At 38.4% G+C, this 20,151-nt stretch carries 20 protein-coding genes and 1 riboswitch; of the genes, 5 read left to right on the top strand and 15 right to left on the bottom strand.

Annotation, left to right across the window (positions count from 1 at the left end; genetic code table 11):
* Window positions 1-58 precede the first annotated feature (58 nt).
* Together AC2YJL_RS04755 and pdxR are read right to left on the bottom strand one after the other, a co-directional pair.
* Window positions 59-568 carry a hypothetical protein gene (locus AC2YJL_RS04755; RefSeq protein WP_230933429.1) on the bottom strand — a complete coding sequence of 170 codons (510 nt, stop codon included), beginning with the start codon at window positions 566-568 and terminating at the stop codon, window positions 59-61.
* A 28-nt stretch (window positions 569-596) separates the two neighbouring features.
* Complete coding sequence (gene pdxR / locus AC2YJL_RS04750) at window positions 597-2,000, bottom strand: MocR-like pyridoxine biosynthesis transcription factor PdxR (protein WP_487374640.1); 1,404 nt, start codon at window positions 1,998-2,000, stop codon at window positions 597-599.
* 112 nt (window positions 2,001-2,112) lie between these two features.
* On the opposite strand from pdxR, the gene AC2YJL_RS04745 reads away from it, so the two are divergent.
* Both AC2YJL_RS04745 and AC2YJL_RS04740 read left to right on the top strand, forming a co-directional pair.
* Entirely contained in the window at window positions 2,113-2,511 is a 399-nt protein-coding gene (locus tag AC2YJL_RS04745; RefSeq protein ID WP_230933431.1) for a GNAT family N-acetyltransferase, read from the top strand.
* A gap of 233 nt (window positions 2,512-2,744) precedes the next feature.
* On the top strand, window positions 2,745-4,838 hold the full coding sequence (locus tag AC2YJL_RS04740; protein ID WP_251568452.1) for a TerD family protein: 2,094 nt from the start codon (window positions 2,745-2,747) through the stop codon (window positions 4,836-4,838).
* Window positions 4,839-4,908: 70 nt separating this feature from the next.
* Here the strand turns inward: AC2YJL_RS04740 and alaP are convergent, their stop codons facing one another.
* From alaP to AC2YJL_RS04725, 3 genes are all read right to left on the bottom strand, one after another.
* Entirely contained in the window at window positions 4,909-6,312 is a 1,404-nt protein-coding gene (gene alaP / locus AC2YJL_RS04735) for an alanine permease AlaP (protein ID WP_075419374.1), read from the bottom strand.
* A gap of 316 nt (window positions 6,313-6,628) precedes the next feature.
* Window positions 6,629-6,787: a DUF1540 domain-containing protein gene (locus AC2YJL_RS04730; RefSeq protein ID WP_016765258.1), complete on the bottom strand. Its 159-nt coding sequence runs from the start codon at window positions 6,785-6,787 to the stop codon at window positions 6,629-6,631.
* Window positions 6,788-6,887: 100 nt separating this feature from the next.
* On the bottom strand, window positions 6,888-7,232 hold the full coding sequence (locus AC2YJL_RS04725) for a hypothetical protein (protein ID WP_251568451.1): 345 nt from the start codon (window positions 7,230-7,232) through the stop codon (window positions 6,888-6,890).
* 63 nt (window positions 7,233-7,295) lie between these two features.
* Window positions 7,296-7,397: riboswitch (SAM riboswitch) on the bottom strand.
* 121 nt (window positions 7,398-7,518) lie between these two features.
* Between AC2YJL_RS04725 and AC2YJL_RS04720 the strand changes: the two genes are divergently transcribed.
* A complete protein-coding gene (locus AC2YJL_RS04720; protein WP_230933435.1) occupies window positions 7,519-7,815 on the top strand; it encodes a hypothetical protein in 297 nt (98 codons plus the stop codon).
* 12 nt (window positions 7,816-7,827) lie between these two features.
* Here AC2YJL_RS04720 and AC2YJL_RS04715 read toward each other — a convergent pair whose 3' ends face one another.
* From AC2YJL_RS04715 to AC2YJL_RS04690, 6 genes are all read right to left on the bottom strand, one after another.
* Entirely contained in the window at window positions 7,828-8,274 is a 447-nt protein-coding gene (locus AC2YJL_RS04715) for a GNAT family N-acetyltransferase (RefSeq protein ID WP_251568450.1), read from the bottom strand.
* An 80-nt stretch (window positions 8,275-8,354) separates the two neighbouring features.
* Window positions 8,355-8,795 carry a hypothetical protein gene (locus tag AC2YJL_RS04710; RefSeq protein ID WP_230933437.1) on the bottom strand — a complete coding sequence of 147 codons (441 nt, stop codon included), beginning with the start codon at window positions 8,793-8,795 and terminating at the stop codon, window positions 8,355-8,357.
* A gap of 106 nt (window positions 8,796-8,901) precedes the next feature.
* Complete coding sequence (locus AC2YJL_RS04705) at window positions 8,902-9,891, bottom strand: glycosyltransferase family 2 protein (protein WP_016765263.1); 990 nt, start codon at window positions 9,889-9,891, stop codon at window positions 8,902-8,904.
* 12 nt (window positions 9,892-9,903) lie between these two features.
* Window positions 9,904-11,589: a DUF6044 family protein gene (locus AC2YJL_RS04700; protein WP_251568449.1), complete on the bottom strand. Its 1,686-nt coding sequence runs from the start codon at window positions 11,587-11,589 to the stop codon at window positions 9,904-9,906.
* 37 nt (window positions 11,590-11,626) lie between these two features.
* Window positions 11,627-12,049 (bottom strand): GtrA family protein, encoded by a 423-nt coding sequence (locus AC2YJL_RS04695; protein WP_230933439.1) that lies wholly within the window; start codon window positions 12,047-12,049, stop codon window positions 11,627-11,629.
* A 158-nt stretch (window positions 12,050-12,207) separates the two neighbouring features.
* Complete coding sequence (locus AC2YJL_RS04690) at window positions 12,208-13,533, bottom strand: metallophosphoesterase (RefSeq protein WP_195696082.1); 1,326 nt, start codon at window positions 13,531-13,533, stop codon at window positions 12,208-12,210.
* Window positions 13,534-13,754: 221 nt separating this feature from the next.
* Between AC2YJL_RS04690 and AC2YJL_RS04685 the strand changes: the two genes are divergently transcribed.
* On the top strand, window positions 13,755-15,140 hold the full coding sequence (locus AC2YJL_RS04685; RefSeq protein WP_251568447.1) for a protoporphyrinogen oxidase: 1,386 nt from the start codon (window positions 13,755-13,757) through the stop codon (window positions 15,138-15,140).
* A 473-nt stretch (window positions 15,141-15,613) separates the two neighbouring features.
* Here AC2YJL_RS04685 and AC2YJL_RS04680 read toward each other — a convergent pair whose 3' ends face one another.
* The 4 genes from AC2YJL_RS04680 to AC2YJL_RS04665 form a co-directional block, all read right to left on the bottom strand.
* The gene (locus AC2YJL_RS04680) at window positions 15,614-16,465 is read right to left on the bottom strand and encodes a VOC family protein (RefSeq protein ID WP_195696080.1); all 852 of its coding nucleotides are present in this window, start codon (window positions 16,463-16,465) and stop codon (window positions 15,614-15,616) included.
* Window positions 16,466-16,667: 202 nt separating this feature from the next.
* Window positions 16,668-17,606 (bottom strand): MBL fold metallo-hydrolase, encoded by a 939-nt coding sequence (locus AC2YJL_RS04675; RefSeq protein ID WP_195696079.1) that lies wholly within the window; start codon window positions 17,604-17,606, stop codon window positions 16,668-16,670.
* Between the two features lie 24 nt (window positions 17,607-17,630).
* Window positions 17,631-18,557, bottom strand: a complete 927-nt coding sequence (locus AC2YJL_RS04670; RefSeq protein WP_251568445.1) for a DMT family transporter — start codon at window positions 18,555-18,557, stop codon at window positions 17,631-17,633.
* A complete protein-coding gene (locus tag AC2YJL_RS04665; RefSeq protein WP_195696077.1) occupies window positions 18,554-19,036 on the bottom strand; it encodes a GNAT family N-acetyltransferase in 483 nt (160 codons plus the stop codon). The genes AC2YJL_RS04670 and AC2YJL_RS04665 overlap by 4 nt, the downstream gene beginning before the upstream one ends.
* Before the next feature lie 221 nt (window positions 19,037-19,257).
* Between AC2YJL_RS04665 and AC2YJL_RS04660 the strand changes: the two genes are divergently transcribed.
* Entirely contained in the window at window positions 19,258-19,878 is a 621-nt protein-coding gene (locus tag AC2YJL_RS04660) for a LysE family translocator (protein WP_013058667.1), read from the top strand.
* Window positions 19,879-20,151 lie beyond the last annotated feature (273 nt).

Below are 20,151 nucleotides of genomic sequence, written 5' to 3'. Positions count from 1 at the left end.
TATCAACTCTTGCCTGTTCCTTGATTTCCAGACAAAAAAGCCAGCGCAGTCTGTATAATCAAACGCGCTGGTTCTTATCTATTTCTCTTGCTAAAATAGACCGTTTAAATCTTTTCTGCTCAAAAAACTCCTTGATTTCACTTGGACTTTGATAGGAAAGCCTAATCACATAGTAGTTAATATATTCAAGCCAAGCAAACGCGTAAAGGCCCAGAAAAAAAGCAAGCCCCTTAATCCCTAACTGCACACAGTGATAAATGAGTACACCTACACCTAACACAAGAAGAATTTTATTCATTTTTTTAAAAAGCAGAAACAATTGAATGTAGCTAGAGGGCAAATGAGAATCTTCTTTTCGCCTCACTCGCTTCCATTTCATAAACCAGTACAAGCTTCCTTGAAACAAGATAAACTCAAGTATGATAAAAGCATACACACTAGAAAATGTTGTTAAGTAAAAACTTAGATGAGAAAACTCATTTAAGTACCCTACCCACAGCGCAGCAAACAGTATAGCTGCCGTAAGCTCTCCTGTCCATAAACCAAACAATTTCCGCTTTACTTTCATAGAAATCCCCCCAGCATATCTCTCAATCCTACCGTTCAAACCAAGCTTTAAACAGCAGGTTTACACCTGTTTTTATTTCTTCATCAGACAATCCCGCAAATCCAAGCAATACATAGGGCGTCTTGTTTTCATCGGCACTATGATAATAAATAGACGTTGGATAAATCGTTACCCCTTGCTCGGCAGCTGCTTCAATTAGTTTCTGTTCACTCATTCCGTTTTTTACCTTAAGAAGAATATGTAAGCCAGAATGTTCTCCAACAATATCTACACTTTCTCCCATAATAGTAGTCAAGCAATCTAGCAGCAGCGCTTGTTTTTTGCGGTATGCTGTTCTCATTTTATTTAAGTGACGTTCCCAGTGTCCTTCTTTCATAAAAAGAAAAAGCGTATGCTGATGAAGTCTTGAAACAGGCTGTTTAAACAGTCCACAGTGCTTCACATATCTTGTAAAAAGCTGGTGTGGCAGCACGGCATAGCTTATTCGAAGAGAAGGCATTAACGATTTTGAAAACGTCCCCGTATAAATAACGCGATCGTCTTGATCTAATCCTTGAAGCGCCGGAATCGGTTTTCCTTTGTAGCGAAATTCTCCGTCATAGTCATCTTCTATAATATAGCCATTCGTTTTTGCCGCCCACTCTAGTAGTTCAAGTCTTCTTGCTATCGGCATGACCATACCAATGGGAAATTGATGAGACGGCGTAATGTACACCGCATCCGCTCCGCTTTCTTTCAGTTCCTTGACTTGCAAGCCAGAATCATCAACAGAAATAGGGAGCACCGACATACCTTGTTCTTGAAAAACGTGCCTTGTTCGGTGAAAACCTGGGTTTTCGAACCCAATTATCTTTTCTTTTCCTAGAATGACAGAAAGCAGCCACATGAGGTACTGTGTACCTGCACCTATCACAATTTGCTCCGCTGTGCAGCGCACTCCTCTTGAGTGGTAAAGGTACGACGCAATTTCTTGGCGAAGAAGCAGTTCGCCCTGTGGATGTCCGCTGTAAAAAAGCTGGCTTTCATCATGATAAATAGCTTGCACCGTTAGCTTTTTCCACGTATTATACGGAAATTTTTCCACATCTATCTTTCCGTGGCTAAAATCAATAGCAGTCGATTTCCGTTCTTCTTGCGGTAAAGAGACATAGGCGGGAGGCTGTTTTTGAAGCACAACTTCATTTTTTATCTCTTTTACAAATGCTCCTTTTCTAGCTAGTATCTCGATATATCCCTCTGCTTCTAACTGTACATAAGCTGCTTCAACCGTATTTTGGCTAATGCTTAAATGAAGAGCTAACTTTCGTTTAGAAGGCAATTTTTCATGAGGCGGAATGGTACCTTTTTGAATTTGTTTTTTTATGTAGATATAAAGCTGCATGTACAAGGGATCTGCTTTTCTTTTATCAAGCAAAGGCATTAGCTCTAACATAGTGTTCTTTCCTTTCTAACTGATACTATTAAATTCGCTGTTTCTGACACTTACTCTCAGTTCAGTTTCTTCATATACTGGACTATATCTTATAAATTAAGGAGATGACGCAATGACTATCACTTATAAAACTAACGTCTTAATCCGTGCGGAACAAGCTGCTGAAGTATTTATACATTCCGGTATTAAACGTCCTGCACAAGATCTTGATCGCATTCAAAGAATGCTCGATCATGCTTCTCTTACCATTACCGCTTGGAACGACAGCGAACTCATTGGCATAGCCAGAGCGTTAACAGATTTTAGCTACTGCTGCTATTTATCGGATTTAGCTGTTGTAAAAGATTATCAAAAGCAAGGAATCGGTACACAGCTAATCAAACACGTTCAATCAGAAATCGGCGAAGAAACCGCGCTGATTTTACTTTCCGCTCCTTCTGCTATGAACTACTATCCAAAAGTCGGATTTCATCAAATTGATAATGGGTTTAAAATTGAGAGAATTCGATAGATAAAAAAGACAAAAAACTTCCTGCCCTACTAAACTATTATTATTTTACATCTTTTCAATATGATGGTACAATATTCAAAGATTAAGGCTATGATACTTCTTCCTTCTCATCCAACTCTTAGAATTTAGAGGTATCTCTTTCCTTAATCCATTAACATAACTATACATATATTCAAAGTCAGGAAGCACAGCGCCTGGCTTTTTCTGTGCAAATCATACATGGTGGTGTTTGAATGAAAAACGATATTTTTTTAAGAAGACAATTTAAAGTAATTATAAAGCAAGGATCAGATATATTAGCCCCTGCTTATGTAGCTTCCATGTTAAAAAACATTGAGGCATTAGGATTTACAGCTTCAGCTTCTTTAATTAATCGGTTACTCACTCTTTCGTTCTACGAATTTATGTCTTTTTATGAGCAGCTTCTCTTATCTTTAAAAAGACTCGTTGGCGCTCATGTCAAATATAAACCGATGTATCCTAACTTTCCAAATGAAGTCATGCAAGCGTCCGAAGCAGAACTATACATAAATGCCGTGGTTCACTATCTGACTGGGATTTTACCAAACAGTGAAAAACAAGATGTTTTTCCCCTGTTAGATACTACAGATTTGCGGATTATTGACCTCGGAACGGATGAAGAATTCGGTCTTATGATCCGTCAATTAATTGGTGCCAATACCTCATTATCGCAAACGGATCGAGCAGACATCGAATGGTCTCTTGTCAATTTACATGTATTAGACCTACTTCCAGAAGTCATTCCTCAAAAAGAAAATGCTGCATTTGTTAGCTCAGTTTTAATTAAAACAAAAAAACTACCTATTAATGTCTTGTCTTCTTATTTTAAAACAGCAACAGACGTTTTACGTTTGGCAACCGCTTTATCTGATGGCGATATTAGCCTTTCATCACCCACTTTATTTAAGAAGTTTAGTCGTTTTGAACGTCGAAGCTTGTTGCAGCTGCTAGAGAGCACTTCAAACGCGGAAGAAGATATGTTTCGCTATAAAGTAAAGTGGATTCGGTTAGGTGAAATTTTACATCCTGGGGAATACAAACATCGATTTCCTCACGCTGCTAAAGGGTTTAATGCTGTTCGAAATCATAAAAAACCATTGACCTTCTATAGTAAAGTAGAGAAAGCACTCGAGCAAAAAGACGTCTCAAAAGCAGTTTCACTTTTAGAAAAACGTCCAGGTGACTTTGCTAGACGAATTGACCATTTACTGCGCTTATCTACTGGGGAACAAGAAGCAGCTTCTATTATTACAGCATTTGCAACGGTCGCTCATTATGTCTCTACGCAAGTACTGCTTCAGCTCTATTCACATATGAAGCATCGACATCATAGACAAGATATGCGCGTAGTGTTTCCAAAAGGGAATGTGTCCAAAGTAATGGCGCTTGATAGTCCCTTACCTTCTCTTCGTAAAAATCTTTGTGATGGTGTAATAAATGCCTGCAAAGATGCTTTACATGACCGTTTTTCCAAGCTGCCACCTCTTGGAAATGTATGGGTTGATAAACGATTGCGTGAACAAACCATACCATTTTCACAGCGTTCAAGCAGCAAAACATTAAAAACGATTAGTAGAGGCAGTAAATTAACAATACCTGAAGGCGATACGCTTCGTTTTTTCATTTGGTGGAAAGAAGGCTTTGTAAATGGTGAGCACACCGGTAGTGTAGATATTGATTTGTCTGCCGGAATTTACGATGAAAACTGGCAGTATAAAGAGCATATTTCTTATACAAACTTATCTTCAGAAAGCTTCAAAGCTTTTCACAGCGGAGATATTACATCTGCTCCTAACGGGGCATGTGAATTTATTGACTTGCATATCCCTACGATTCTAAAAAAAGGCGGCCGTTATATATTGATGAACGTTTATTCATTTTCTGTTCAACCTTTTGTTATGCTTCCCGAATGCTTTGGAGGATGGATGATGAGACAGCACGTAGAGTCCGGCGAAATATTCGAACCTTCTACCGTACAAAATAAAGTAGATCTTGCTAGTGATTCCACCATCTCCATCCCTTTAATTTTTGATTTACAAGAGCGAAAATTAATCTGGACGGATATTTCGCTGCATCATCATGTTGAATTTCAAAATAATCTTGAACAAAACAATGGATCTGTCTCTCTTATGGGGAAAGCCATGACAAAGCTGTTGAAGCCAACGCTTTATGATCTTTTTTCATTTCACGCACAAGCTAGAGGAACACTTGTCCATGACAAACAAAAAGCTGACACTATTTATTCGCTTGATGAAGGTATTACTCCTTATGATATTGAAACAATTATTGAAACCTACCTAAACTAATTATTTATAGGAAATTAAGAACAAATATAATAAAAGAAAAGACCTCTTTTCAAGAAAGAGGTCTTTTCTTTTATTTCACTAGCTTTTGCTCAGCTGCAGCTGAACCTTGACTTCGTTTGTGGAATCCTTTTGCATAGTACGCGATAATAAGACCGATAAACCATAATGGTCCGATGACAACTGCAATTCTTGTATCTGGATTATATGCCATGAGAACCACTACCAGCGCTAGGAACGCAAGTGACACATAAGATGTTAACGGAAATAAAGGCATTTTATATTTCAGCTTTGCCTCTTCACCTGTTTTTAACGTTTTGCGATACTTAATTTGAGAAAGCAAAATAATTCCCCATGTCCAAATCGCACCGAATGTTGCAATGCTTGTTACCCACGTAAATACTTTGGCAGGCACAATGTAGTTTAACGCTACTCCGACTAATAGCGCACCCGCTGATGCTAAAACAGCTTTTCCCGGTACGCCGCCTTTTGTAAGCTGGCCGTATCCTTTTGGCGCTTCTCCGTGTTCTGCTAAGTTAAACAGCATACGGCCTGTACTAAAAATACCGCTGTTACAAGAAGAAAGAGCTGCTGTTAGTACAACAAAGTTAATAATGCCTGCTGCCGCTGGAATGCCGATTTTTTCGAACGTTAATACAAACGGACTTCCCTGTGCACCAATTTCTTGCCAAGGATAAATCGACATAATGACAAATAACGCACCGACGTAGAAAATAAGAATACGCCAAAAGACAGAATCAATCGCTCTTGCTAGAGATTTTTCCGGATTTTTCACTTCTCCCGCGGTAACGCCGATCATTTCAATTCCTAAATACGCAAACATGACCATTTGCAGCGACAGCAAAATACCTTTGAACCCGTTCGGGAACAGTCCGCCATTGTCCCACAAGTTTTTAATACCCGTCGCAACGCCGCCGTTGCCGATTCCAAACACAATCATTAATAATCCAACGGCAATCATTAATACAATCGCTAAAATTTTAATAAGTGCAAACCAAAATTCCAGTTCACCATATGCCTTAACAGCTAAGAAGTTAACCGTTGTCATGATGACAAGCGCCGATAACGCCCAAATCCAGTTTGGTACATCCGGATACCAATACCCCATATAAATACCAACGGCTGTAATTTCAGCCATACATGTTACAACCCATAAAAACCAGTAGTTCCAACCTGTTAAATAACCAGCAAGCGGCCCTAAATAGTCGCGTGCGTACTTGCTGAATGAACCTGCAACAGGCTTTTGAATCGCCATTTCTCCAAGTGCTCTCATAATAAAAAACATAATCATTCCGCTAAATCCGTACGCCAATAATATTCCTGGCCCTGCTAATTTAATAGCAGATGCAGATCCGAGAAACAGTCCTACCCCTATGGCTGCTCCTAAGGACATCAGCGTCACATGTCTTTCTTCTAACCCGCGTTTCAATTCTTTCCCCTGAGTTTTCCCCTGCATAAATGTCTCCCCTTTTTCCAATCTGTCAAAACGAGATGAACACAGCCTTTTTGTTAGCGCTTTCATATAAGTTTGTGCTAAAAGACAGCTAGGCTGTATATTTGTATTCTATCACCTTTCTCTCACTTTTCTTTTGTCGAAAAATAAAAAAATTATCTTATCATTTTGTTTAAACGCACAATTAGACATAGGCCCTGCTTTTTTACTATGTATTTATTATTGCACCTAAGTAATAGTATTTTAAAAAAATAGAAAAACGCCGACTCAACTCCGTCAGCGCATCGTTCATTTTATGCTTTTTTATAAAAACTAGCATTTATCTCGCGGGTTCAAAAGTTTTACAGCCAGGTTCTTCCGTTTCAGAAACATGGTGACTACTTTCAGGACTCACAACGTAAATGGACTCTGCACTGCATTTATTTCCGGATTTCCAATACATGCACTCATTCACTTCACATAATACACCTTGGGCCACTGTTATCCCTCCTTTGCTTGTCTTATCTATTTACTACCCGAAATATAACGATTCTAACATTTTCACGCAAAAAAACCGCTTGTTTCTCAAGCGGATCTTTTTATTGCGTGTGTTCAACATACTGTTTTTTAGCTAAATATAACTCACGGCTCAGCGTGATCCGCCGTTCTCTCAAGCGACTTAATTTAGCCTGAAATTGTTCGTTAGTTGGTTCTTCTTGAATTAAACGATACGTAAAAGAAATATCTTCATTTAACTGTTTAAAATCTTCCCATATCTCTTGAACGAGGGCGGATTGTTTTTCTTCAAATGAACGGTTTTGCTGCGTTTTTAGCGCGGCCAAAATTTCCTGCTGCCACGTTTCGTCTTTTATTTCTTTCGCTAATAAGTATAGATCTAAATAATCATCAGTGCTTAACGCTGTTTGTCTATTGTTCAATGTCATCACCTTTTCTATACGAAATGTTTCTTCCTAAGAAGAGGATTTCATCATAGAAAAAGATTCCTCTTCTTATCTGTCAGAGCTAGGCTATGCTGGAATTAGCACCATTCAATAATTGTGGTTGCTGAGGCTTCAAAGGGCCAGTCCCTCCACCTCTCTAGATAAGAATATTCCGTTTTTAAATTATTTCTGACTATTCTAATATGTTTTATAGGTTACGTCAATAGCTTTTCAATAAAAAGAAAAAAGAAGTAAAATATGGTATGCTTTCATAAAGGATGGTGAGCACATGAAACGATATATGTTATCTGCTTTTTTGGGAAGCTTGCTGCTGCTTCTCAGCATTGCCTTTTCATCTACTTTCCATATTGCAATTGTCAAAACAACCGGAAGCATTGGAGGAATTATTTTAGCAGCGGCGGCTTTGATTATGAACGCGCTTGAAGATCCCCCCCCTTCAGACAATACAGGTGGAGGCGCCGTTGAAGTACTAGATAAAGGCGCCGTTTGGGCTACTTATTTACTTTTACTTTCATTACCGAACCTCATCGCATGTATAACATCTTATGTTTTATGGACTCGCTGACATTCACCAACGTTACGGACGTTTTACCACCTGCAGGCTCATTGATATTTGTTTATCTATAAATCCAAGTTCGCGATACACGTGCTGTGCAAAATTCCCAGCATGAACGCTGAGTCTCATTTCAGGGTAGCCTTTGATAGACAATTCATCAATTGCTTTTTGCATTAACGGCTTGGCTAGACCTTGCCCGCGGTATTCTGGTAAAACATATAACTCGTAGATAAAGCCAATTTCTTCTTTTGAAAAGAAGTCGGCAGATGGTCCCGCAAGAACCCAGCCTGCGAGTTTATTTTCTTGTCTAGATACTAAATAATAACATCCTTTTTGAAGGGCATTATCAATTAATTCATTTACGCGTTCAGTTGACGGTTGAAACTGATGCGTTGTTCCTTCAAACAGTGCATCAGCAGATTTCGTCCGAATTTCCTGTATTTCTTCTTCAGTAGCTTTTACAATCATTACGACCTCTCCTTTCGTGTTCGTCTTCCACATGCAGAGATAAATTCCTGCAAAAAAAGTCTTCGCCTAAGCGAAGACTTTTATTTAAATTCAAAATGTTCTTGATGATTGCCTCGTTCATCCGTCCAGTTAATCATGATGTCTAAGCCTGCTGCTTTTCCAGGAACAGCAAAATTGGCATAGCGAAAACGCTGACCGCTTTTGCTTAAGTTAGACCTTTCAATAGGAGAAAACAAGCTGTATTTCGTCTTGTTTTTTCCTTCGTGCCGAAAAGCTTGGACCTGCACGCGCTCTACGTCTTTTCCAATGTTTTCAACGGTTAATCCATATGTATGATAGACATTATTTTTCCACTTTAGCTGATTATCTCCCGTCATGCTCGCTTTTGTCAGTTCAACCGACCATTGTTCAGATGATTTCTTCATTGGAAGCTTCTCAATCGAAAGAGCACTAACATGAATAGTTGCAAAAGCAAGCCAAACAAAACAAAAAGTGCTGGCTGTATAAAATAGTCTTTTCATAGATGTTAATCTCCTTAGAAATTTTAGTAGTAGCATTTCCTGTTCACTTAAAAATTATGATAAACGCTTTAACAAAAAAGCCTCTCCATTTAGGAGAAGCTTCTTATTAATGCATAAGCAAATCTTTTTGTGTGTCTAATGAGTGTTTTGTATATAAATCTCTTTCAATCGCATATTTAGGACGCTGTTTCACTTCGTTAAAAATCTTGCCAATGTATTCTCCGACAAGACCCATTCCCATTAGCTGCAGGCCGCCTACAAGCCAAATTGATAAAATAAGAGACGTCCAGCCGATTTGCGTATGATCTAAATATTTTTGAATCAGCGCATAAATACCAAACGCAATACTAAAGAGAAAAGAAGCTCCTCCAAGCAGCGTCAATAAGCGTATCGGCGCTACGCTAAAAGATGTAATTCCATCAAATGCAAAAGCAAGCATTTTCTTTAACGGATATTTTGATTCGCCCGCTGTCCGTTCTTTGCGGTCATATGTGACTTCCGTGGAGCGAAATCCTACTAATGGTACAAGGCCTCGTAAAAAGACGTTGCCTTCTTTATATTTCATAAGTTCACCAAGAGCACGTTTGCTCATGAGACGAAAATCAGCGTGATTTTGAACGAGCTGAATTCCTAGCTTATTCATAACACGGTAAAACCCTACTGCCGTGGTTCGTTTAAAAAATGTATCGGTTTCTCTGCTGTCTCGAACACCATATACGACTTCATACCCAAGCCAATATTTCTCTATAAAAGTACGAATAACGCTGATATCATCTTGCAAATCTGCGTCAATGGAAATGACGCAGTCAGATTGCTTATGGGCTGCTTCTAGTCCTGCGAGCAAAGCATTTTGATGTCCTACATTCCGCGCTAGCTTTAACCCTTTTACAAACAAATTGCTGCAGCTTTCTTTTTCAATAAGCGACCACGTGCTGTCTTTGCTTCCATCGTCTACAAATAAAATGGTACTTTCACTTGATACAAGACGTTCATTTATCAGTTCTTTTACTACAGTAGTTAATTGAAAAGATGTTTCTGTGAATACTTCTTCTTCGTTGTAACATGGAACAACAATCGTTAAAATAGGTCTGTTCATGTTATTGCCCCCTTACTTTGCTTCATATACATACACTTTCCAAGCGGACTGTTTATCGTTAAACGCTTTTAAAAAGTGCAAACCGTCACTTTCAGCATTTTCGATTGGCACAGCTGAAAAGATATAGCGACCGCCCATTTTTTTAAATTGGCTGATATTAAGCTGCAAATGACGGATTTTTTTCGTTGAGTCTTTTCGGTAATCATATTTTTTCCCTAGCTCGCTAACAAACACATAGCAGCGGTTCCCCCAGTGATCATAGTAGCTTTCTAACTTTTTATTTTTATCAAGCTCTTTGGCAATGATTTTGCGAAACTCATGTTTATACGTTAACGGATAGAAGTTGTTATACGTATCTAGCGTATAAAAGCCGTTATACTGAGCAATTGATGGATGAAGCCCGATGCTTGCTACCCGATAAGATGATTTAGGTTTCCCTATATATCTGCTGATTTCATCGAATTGATGGACAGCATAAAATTCTTTGACTGACGGCTCGTGATTGTAGCGATAATAAAGTTCAGGATTCGCTATAAACAACACAAGCAGCTGTAAAATCAAACACACCCACACAAACTTTTTCCACGCCTTGCTCCGTTTCCATAAAACATAGCTGCCAACTGCAAACATCAAATAAATAATGAGCGGGCGTAAAAAATGAAATCTAGCAAAGTTAAACGTATTAAAAAGCTGATATTTTTCTTTTAACGGCTCCCATCCTTTATAAAACCAAAACGCATACCAAATCGACAGTAGGAGATTAAAAATAAATAACTGCAAAAACGTTTTTTCAAGCTTTCCTTTCTGATTCCGAGCAACAATCCACAGTACAATAAAAGAAAGCGGTAAAATCACAAAGGTATGAAGCGTCATTACATGCGTATGCCCAAGCGTATAGTTCTTAAAAGCAAGGCGAACGGAATGTCCAAAGCTTAGAGTAGAGCTTAAAAATTCATTTCGACTCGTCGGGGCCTCTAGAAATAAAAGAGAATCAACAAGCCGGTATTCAATGAGCAGAAAGACAGCGGTCATCGCTGCAATACTGCTTAAAAAAGGAATGTTCCACGCTCGCTTTTTAACTGCATCTCTTAGCCACAGCATTCCCATCGCCGTTAAAAAGAAGAAAAATCCTAACACAAAGCTCGCGTAAAACGGAAGCAATAAAAGAGTAAGCCATTCCTTCCACGTTCCTTCGCGGTTTCGAATGGTTAAAAACGCCCACAGCGCCAGCGGCTGCCCTAATGTACTCAGCATGCCCGAAGGCCAAAAAGGCGTAAGTGCAAAAGCAAGTGATACAAGCACTCGAATCGCATAAGCATCCTCGCTTTTAATAAAATGCTTTTTTAGTAATAAATACATTCCAATTAAAGCAAATACACGCGTAATCGTTTGGCTGAGGCTGTACGCAAGCATGGTAGGAAACAAACCATACAGCCACTGAATACCGCTGAATTCTGTTCCAAACGTATTCCTCGGCAATCCGTTAATAATTTGAGGTAATACGGCATGCCTGGAGCCAAACAGCTCTCCGCTTCGATGCAGAACTTTATACCACGTAATATTTGAGTCTAAATTATCATGCACGCGTATATGTGAATTTTCCCCGAGCAAAAAAATTGGGGATACATACGCAAGCAGCAAAAGGAAAGCGATAATAAGCAATGTTTTTTCTTTATTCATAGCTGTTTCTTTCTTCATCTGTTAACACCTATTTCCATTTCATAATTACTAAAAGCTAATCGTGTACGACGACTGCTTCTTTTTTTGCATTAAATACAAAGTATTTTTGACCCGTATAATTTAAAAGCGTATACAGACCTGTTCCGATTAATATACCGACATCTTTTTTGAACGGATGCACAGCAGCAGGAAGTTGATGCAATAACCAGCTGGAAAACTGCAGTCCAATATAGTAAGACAAGCCGTAGCAAACGCCAATAACCAAAATAAAACGCAGTATGCTTTTGGATAAATGAACTCCGCTTTTAAACGTAAATATTCGATTTAACACGTAGCTGACGACTGCTCCTGCTGCGTTTCCGATAAACGTTGCTGCCCAGTAGTGATGAAAAATATGAAGCAGCACATACATAATGGAAAGACCTACTGCTGTATTGACCAGCCCTACTACTAAAAAACGTACAAAAGATCCTTTCATACAAACTCCTTTTGATTTTAATACTTTCATAAAAATTACATATTATGACTTTAAATACAGTTTCAGTGTAGCAACTCCACTTAAAAATCTAATGAAAATAACATTAAAAACAGATGAAAAAAAGCTAAAAGAATTAATAAAAATCAGGATTCTTTTAGCTATTTAGTAGAGCCTTCAATGATTAATTTTTGGTCGCTTTGATTGTCAAACGCATCCACTGCCGCTACTTCTATTTGATACGCAGTATGAGGCTGCAAACCCGATAATGGAAGACTTAGAACATCCGGAACAGGATCGCTGTAATATTGAGAAAATGCATTATATGTTTTGACCACTTCTCCAGTTTCTTTATTTTTGACGGTAATGCGATAAGAGTGAACCATCAGATTATCCACAGCTTGCGTAAACTGGATATAAAGCTGATTCGATGAAGCTTTTTCTTGTATAACAGAAATAGTAGAGCTTGGAAGAAAAATCGGTTTTACTAAATCTCGTTCATTCGTGTAGTGAAATTTTTTTGTATCTGCAGGTATGTCAATTTCCCACGCTTCTCCCGTCCACTTATTTGCATGAAAATCCCGCCTTTTAACGACTACTTTTCGATTATAAACCTCTACAAGAAGACCTTGACTCACATCTCGGTAGCCAGGAGGAAGTTCACCTTGTAAATATCCGGCACCAGGCCATATATACCGAACAGAAGACGTTGCAAGAGACGTAAAATCTCTTTGAAAAATAGTACGAGGGTCGTCCAACGGATGGTGGGTATGACCAGAAAACGTAATGACTTGCGGATAAGATTTTAACGCATTGTAAAGAAGCTGTTCATTCACTTCTATTCCCCATCTGTTTTTCCCGTACAGTGTATTGTTAATAGGCTGATGAATAAAGACAAAAATCGGTTTTTTAGGATCATCTCGCTTTGCTATTTTCAGCTGTTCAGCAAGCCAGTTAATTTGTTTGATTGAATAATCACCGGCGGTCAGACGGCTTTCTGTCCCAAGCATGATAAAATGATATCCTTTTATCACTTGGTGAAAATAAAGAGCTTTCATTTTAGTTTTAGATAAAAAACGCTGCTGCGCTTGCTGATTAGTTACGCTGTCCCGGTATTCATGATTACCAATCGTAAAAAGAGATACGGCCTGCGGCTGTTTATTTTGATTATAAATAGAAAAAAAGCGGTCGTATTCTTTTAACGCACCGGTATCAGCCAAATCTCCTACTACTACAAATGCATCTTGTTTCGGTGCCTGTTCATTTAACTGCGTTAACGCATGTTGAAAAGTACGCAAATCAAGCGTTCCTGTTTCTTTAATATGAACATCACTGATCACAGGAAAAACTAGCTTTGGTTCGATGTATCCGCTTCGTCCGCTCTTCTCTTCAGCTCGTACGTTTAAGGTAATACCGCATATAAGAACACTTATTAATACTAAAGCGAGCCAGTCTTTTTTCAGCGTTTCCATAAAACCGCCGAGCATGATGCTTCCTCCTTTCTTCACTGCTGCGTTTCAGTCATTTTCTCTACGTGTATGAGCTTTTATTTTATGTAATTTCAAAATATCTAATCGTATAGTTTCAATATTTCTTTTCGCGTTTGCACACACTATGTTCACAATCAATTCATTACACTTTTCCTAGTCATAGTGGTATGATTTTCGTATATTACAGACTAATTGTTGAACATGTAGGAGTGAATATTTTGAAAACAGTCGCTGTTATTGGAGGAGGAATTACGGGCTTAACCACTCTGTACTATTTGCAGAAACTAAAACGAGAACGTAATCTCCCGCTCAAATTATTATTACTAGAGAAACATGCCCATTTAGGAGGGAAAATCAATACGCGTGAAGCTGGGGAATTTATTATGGAAACAGGGGCAGATTCTATTGTGGCTCGAAAAGAAAACGTTATGCCTCTGCTAGAAGAGCTGTACTTAACAAACGATTTAGTCTATAACGAAACGGGCAAATCGTTTATTTACTCTGCTAATGAGCTGCTGCCAATTCCTGAAGATACCATGTTCGGTATTCCAACAAGCGTGGAATCTCTTTTTAAAAGCGAGCTGATTTCTTCAAAAGCTAAAATTACAGCTTTAAAAGACTTAATCACTAAAAATACAATGTTTACGAAAGACAGCTCAATTGGACTCTTTTTAAAACATTTTTTAGGAGAAGAGCTAGTAGAAAAACAAATTGCACCTATTTTATCCGGCGTCTACTCTGGCGATTTAGACAAACTCACGATTTCTTCGACTCTCCCGTATTTGCTCGACTACAAAAACACGTACGGCAGCATCATTAAAGGAATGGGCGCCAATGAAAAGAAATTTAAAACGGCAGGAAATAAAAAATTCATTTCGTTTAAACAAGGTTTATCAACGATTATTCACCGCTTAGAAGAAGAGCTTTCTGATGTAACGATTTTAAAAGATACGCCAACCACCAGCATAAAACGGAACGGTGAGCGCTACCAAATCAGTACGCCGGGGCAAGCCTATTCAGCAGATTACGTGGTGTTAGCTACACCGCACACGACTGCTCAGCACCTGTTGAACGATCGCGAATTAAACGAAGACTTTGAGCAGTTAAAAGATTCTTCTCTCATTAGCGTGTACATCGGCTATGACGTTCCAGACGAATACCTTCCCGCTGAAGGCACCGGGTTTATTGCTTCTCAATCAAGCAACTTAATCGCCAATGCCTGCACGTGGACGAGCAAAAAATGGGCTCACACCTCTAAGCGAGGGAATTTGTTAGTTCGCTTATTTTATAAAAGCACGAGTCACCACTTTGACAGCCTGCGGACGATGTCAAAAGCAGAGCTGCTAGCAGTGGCACAAAAGGACATTGAAAACAGCTTAGGAATCAAAGAGCAGCCCATTGAAAGCGACGTAACCAATTGGGATAAATTGATGCCTACCTATCACCTCAAACACGGTGAACTTGTACGCAGCTTGACTCAAAAATTGCATGACAAGCACCCCGCTATTACATTAGCCGGCTGTTCTTACTATGGAGTAGGCATTGCAGCGTGTATAACAAACGGCAAACAAACGGCTGAAGCTATCTCTCAACAGTTAACTTAAAAAAGTTTGAAAACAATAAAAGGCCTGAAAATAAATATATTATTTTCAGGCCTTTTATTACCTTTTCGTTAGCATATAAAGCTACTTTCCTTACTATTAACAACTCTTTTATCGCTTTTCTTTTTGCAAAGCAGCAGTAGCAAACAATACAAGATAGCGCTCGTCTGAAGTTAATCTAAGCCAATGTTTCACTTTATATCTCACAGGTTTCCGCTCCCTTCCTTCAAGGTTTTATATGAAAAGACTTTATATAAAGATTCAATAGCGATAAGAAATGATGCTAGATATGTATTTTATTCCCACGCCCGCTTGTTTACAAACTTTTTTAAGCATAAGACTCTTCGTTTATTTCCCTGAAAATAACACTATTTTCGCCATTATCATCTTGCTATTTGAGAAAAAAGTGTACATTTCTTTCCTATTTTGACGAACATTGCGATAAATAAAAGCTGCCAACTGCGGCAGCTTTTATGTTAAAGGACTAATCTAATTATATTGCCTGATGGATCTTTTGTGATGAAATCTTGGTTTTCTTTAGACACAGCTGCTCCAATTTCACGAAGCTGACTTATTGCATGCTCCCTTGCTTCTTCAGCTGGAAAAACAAGTGTAAATGACTCCAAACCAACGCTGCTTTCAAGAGGACTAGGCGCTCCAATTCCATTCCAAACGTTTAGTCCGATGTGATGATGATAGCGCCCAGTTGAAATAAACAGTGCTTGATTATGGTAATTGCTAACAACCTCAAAACCTAATCCATTTCGATAAAAGTTTTCCGTTTGCTCTAATTCAGAAACGTGAAGGTGAATATGTCCCATTAAGGTAGCTGAAGGTAATCCTGTCCATGGTTTACCGTTTCCTTCAGATAATATCGCTTCTGCATCTAAAGGCTTTGTAGCCATTACTACTTCACTGTCATTCCATTCCCATGTACTTGACGGACGATCTCGATAAATCTCTATGCCGTTTCCATCTGGATCTGCCAAGTACAGCGCTTCGCTCACTAGATGATCAGACGCCCCTTGAAGCGGATAACCGCTATTTAACAAATGCTGAAGAACATTTCCTAAATCAGAACGAGTCGGCAACAATAGAGCAAAATGATATAAGCCTGTTGTACGAGGCTGTTTTGCTGTAACATTTTCCGGCTGTTCAATCGATAAAAGCGCCGTGCGTCCATCAGCTGTTAGCAAGGCTTTGTTCTCTTTTCTCCCTAAAAGTTTAAACCCGATTATTTGCTGATAAAAAGCAAGTGAACGCTCTACATTTTCTACTTTTAAATTTACTTTCCCAACAAATACATGGGGTGCACGGTGAAAGTTCATGATTATTTCTCCTTTTGAATATATCATTTTTTAATTAACTTACTTTATGTAACTTATTATATTTTTATAACTTAGTTTCGTCAAGTTATTTATTTTACTATCATAACTTAAAGCTTATATCACAGCACAACCAATTGAATAAGCCCGCCTGCTCATAATATAGTATGAACAGGCGGGCTTATTTACCATTATGCATAAACTATCAAAACAGTTCTCTGCTTTTGCGTTTGACATTTCCATTAACAAAATACTGTATTCTCTCTTTTTGCTCATTTGTTGGCTTCTTATACGTTTCACATTCAAACTGAAAACATGCTTTTTCTAAATCGACTTCATTTCCTACAATTTCTCCAATCGCACTCAATTGGTTTAAATCTCGCCAAAGTTCCTCAGAAGTTTCAGGGTCAAAATGAGATGAGAGATAATACTGCGCATCATATTTTTTAAGTTCTCTTTGAATCCGCTCAAAGTCTTCTTTATCATAGCTCCAGTCACCGCTATAAAGATCTGGGCATAGACAATCACCTAAAAACAGGACTTTTTCTTGGGGTATGTAGACAATGGACGAGTCCTGCGCGTGTACTCCTCCAATATGCTGAATGCAACAAGTTATTCCACCTAGGTCAACTTCCATATGATGATGAAACGTTACGTCCGGCTCCTGTAAAATTAACGTCTCTCGACTCGGCATTTCTTTCTTTATCATGTCCCGGCAAAATTCGATTTCTTCACCTTCCCGAACACGTTTATCCAAGGCATCATCGTCCCAGCGCAGTGTCTTTAAATAAGCCAGCTTTTTCTTTGTTAGATGATGGCTGATTGTATACTTGTTCATGGCATGAATGCCAAATGTATGATCCCAGTGCCAATGCGTAATCGCTACTCCTTTGATTGGAGGGACGCCCATTTTTCCAACTTCTTCTAAAAATAATGATGCATGCGCAGGAGAATTCCCGGCATCTACGATGAAACTATACTTCTCCCCGCATATAAGCCCGAGCACCGGCCGATCCGTTTCTTCAGAATGAGGAAAGTAATAAACATGGTCCGTTAGTTTTTTCAGCATATTTACACCCGCTTTATGTAGTTTAATAAAAGCCTCTTTATCAAATGGTAAATAATGATAAATAAACTGTATCATACTCGGTGCTGCTTGCCTATCCAATTAGCTGATATTGGACTTTTCTTGAAGAGCCATGACTTTTTCTGGCTCTTCTGCTTTGTACTTTAAGAAGATCATCACACTAATCATCACAATCATCCCTCCCACTAGCTGAGAAACAGTTGTCATTTCTCCAAGCAAGAAATAAGCTAGAATGATGGCACCAATTGGCTCTCCTAAAATAGCCATTGAGATCGTTGTAGCACCTACGTAATTTAAAAGCCAGTTGAATAAGGCATGACCAAAAATATTAGGAATAAGCGCTAAAAGTAAAAAGATCCACCAATCTTTTGGGTCATACTGAGTCAACGATACGTTTGTACAAATATTGTAGACAAATAGAACCAGGCCACCGATTAAAAAAACGGCGAAGCTATAGATGATTGAAGGCATTTTTCTGCATAATTCTTGCCCTGCCAGCATATGAACAGAAACAACTACTGTACCTAAAATAGAAAGTAAGTCTCCGTAAAGAGCCGTTTTAGATACTCCGATATCTCCCGATGCAATAATTACCGAGCCGCTAACAGCAATTAAAATGCTGATGATTCCTACTTTGCTTGTTTTTTCTTTAAATAAAAAATAAGCTCCTATCACTACGAAGACCGGCTCAAGCGCAGTCAAAATCATAGCACTAGCAACTGTTGTATGTGAAAAAGACTCCATCCAAAACAGAAAGTGAAGCCCTAAAAACACGCCTGATACAGCTAGCATTAGCCATTCTTTTACCGTGCTGTTTTTAAAAAGAATTTTCATTTGCCTCCATGGTAAAAACGGTAAAAATAAAAGGACCGTAAACAGCAGTCTATACATTCCTAAAATAGAAGCAGGCGCGTCCGACCATTTAATTAAAACAGAAGAAAAAGAAACGGCTAATACACCGATTAAAAGAAAGACAGAAGGCGGTAAAGGAAGAGTTGATTTATTCATGCCATTACTCCTTTTAGAATCTCTTTTTTCATATTTACTACGGGAATATTCACTCCGTCTCTATGTACGATTTCTTTTTCCTCTATGTAAAAGCCGATTGATTCATACAAAGCTATATTACGAGAAACGCTCATTCTCACCTTGCATGATAAACTTTCCTTACCACACTCTTTGGCGTACGCTTCTAACCATTGAATAAGCTGCTTAGCCATTCCTTTTCCTTGAAAGGAGGGAATAACAGATAGACGGTAAAAATATAAACTCGCTTCTTCTAGCATAAAACGCGCCATCGCTACCGGCTTATTTTCGACGGATAAAATGACAGCTTCTTTTCCATGCTTTAACGATTGCATAATAGATTCCGTTGTTTCATCAAGAGCACTGGACGGTGGGACAGAATCACGATAGACGGAGAAGGCTTGTTGCATAAGATCGTGAACTGTAGCAGCGTCCTCCGGCTGTGCTAAACAGTACTTCATAAATTTTTACCCTCTTTCTATAAAAATTAAGTATATCGAATTATTATACAATACCACCTATTTTTTTCCTACACCTTTTATTGATTTTTATTAAGGAGAATAACCTCTTTTTACGCTTTTACACCTCCTTAACTTTACTCCATTAATCTATTAATTCATTAGCACACACTCTTGAGAACTTTTTGTCGAAATGGTTAAAATTCTGTTGGGAGGGAATCATCATGACATTTTCTTGGCTTATACCTTACATAGCTGTGTCACTTATCATTGTCTTAATACCAGGACAAGACATGATTTTCGTAATGACACAAAGTATTGCTTCAGGCGTCAAAGCAGGCATCAAAACCGTATTGGGATCTATCACGGGAACATTTGTACATACTCTTTTAGCCGCAGTGGGGCTATCAATTATCTTTCAAAAATCAATTATTGCCTTTACGATTCTAAAGGTTGTAGGTGTTCTGTACCTGCTGTTTTTAGCCTACCAATCGTTTCGCGAGAAAAGCGGTCCGTTGGAATTAACAGAAAACGTTCAGCAGCACCATCACTTTAGAAAAGGATTTGTTAGCAACTTAACCAATCCAAAAGTAGCTATTTTCTTCATTACGTTCTTACCGCAGTTTGTTAATTCGTCTCTTGGACATGTAAGTTTGCAGATGATTTTGTTCGGTATCATCTTTATCGCCGAAACGCTCATCATCTTTTCACTTATTGCGCTATTTGCTTCTGGCCTTGGGAAAAAAGTCAAAAAAAGCCGTATCTTTCAGCACACATTAAAATATGTAAAAGGAACGGTTTTTGGCGTACTTGGCCTAAAACTTTTATTTTCTAGCAACAATTAAGTAAAACAAAATGAAATTTCTTTCATCCCTGCTGTTATCGCCTTTTCATACCCGCTTCATTTGTCATATCACCCTATTTTTCCATGTGAGGTTAGTTGACAAAAGACCAAAATTATTATTTTATATATATATAAGGTTCAGATTTAGCAACAAGATTCGACAAGGATAATGAAGAAAAACAGCGGGGAAATAGGGAGATCTATCTAAATAGAGGGAAAATTCTATAAATTCACGTTTTTTATTATTATTCTACTATAATTCATGAAGAGGTGA

Source organism: Priestia sp. SRI_019 (genome assembly GCF_057586255.1).
This window is presented reverse-complemented; position numbering and strand designations above follow the sequence as displayed.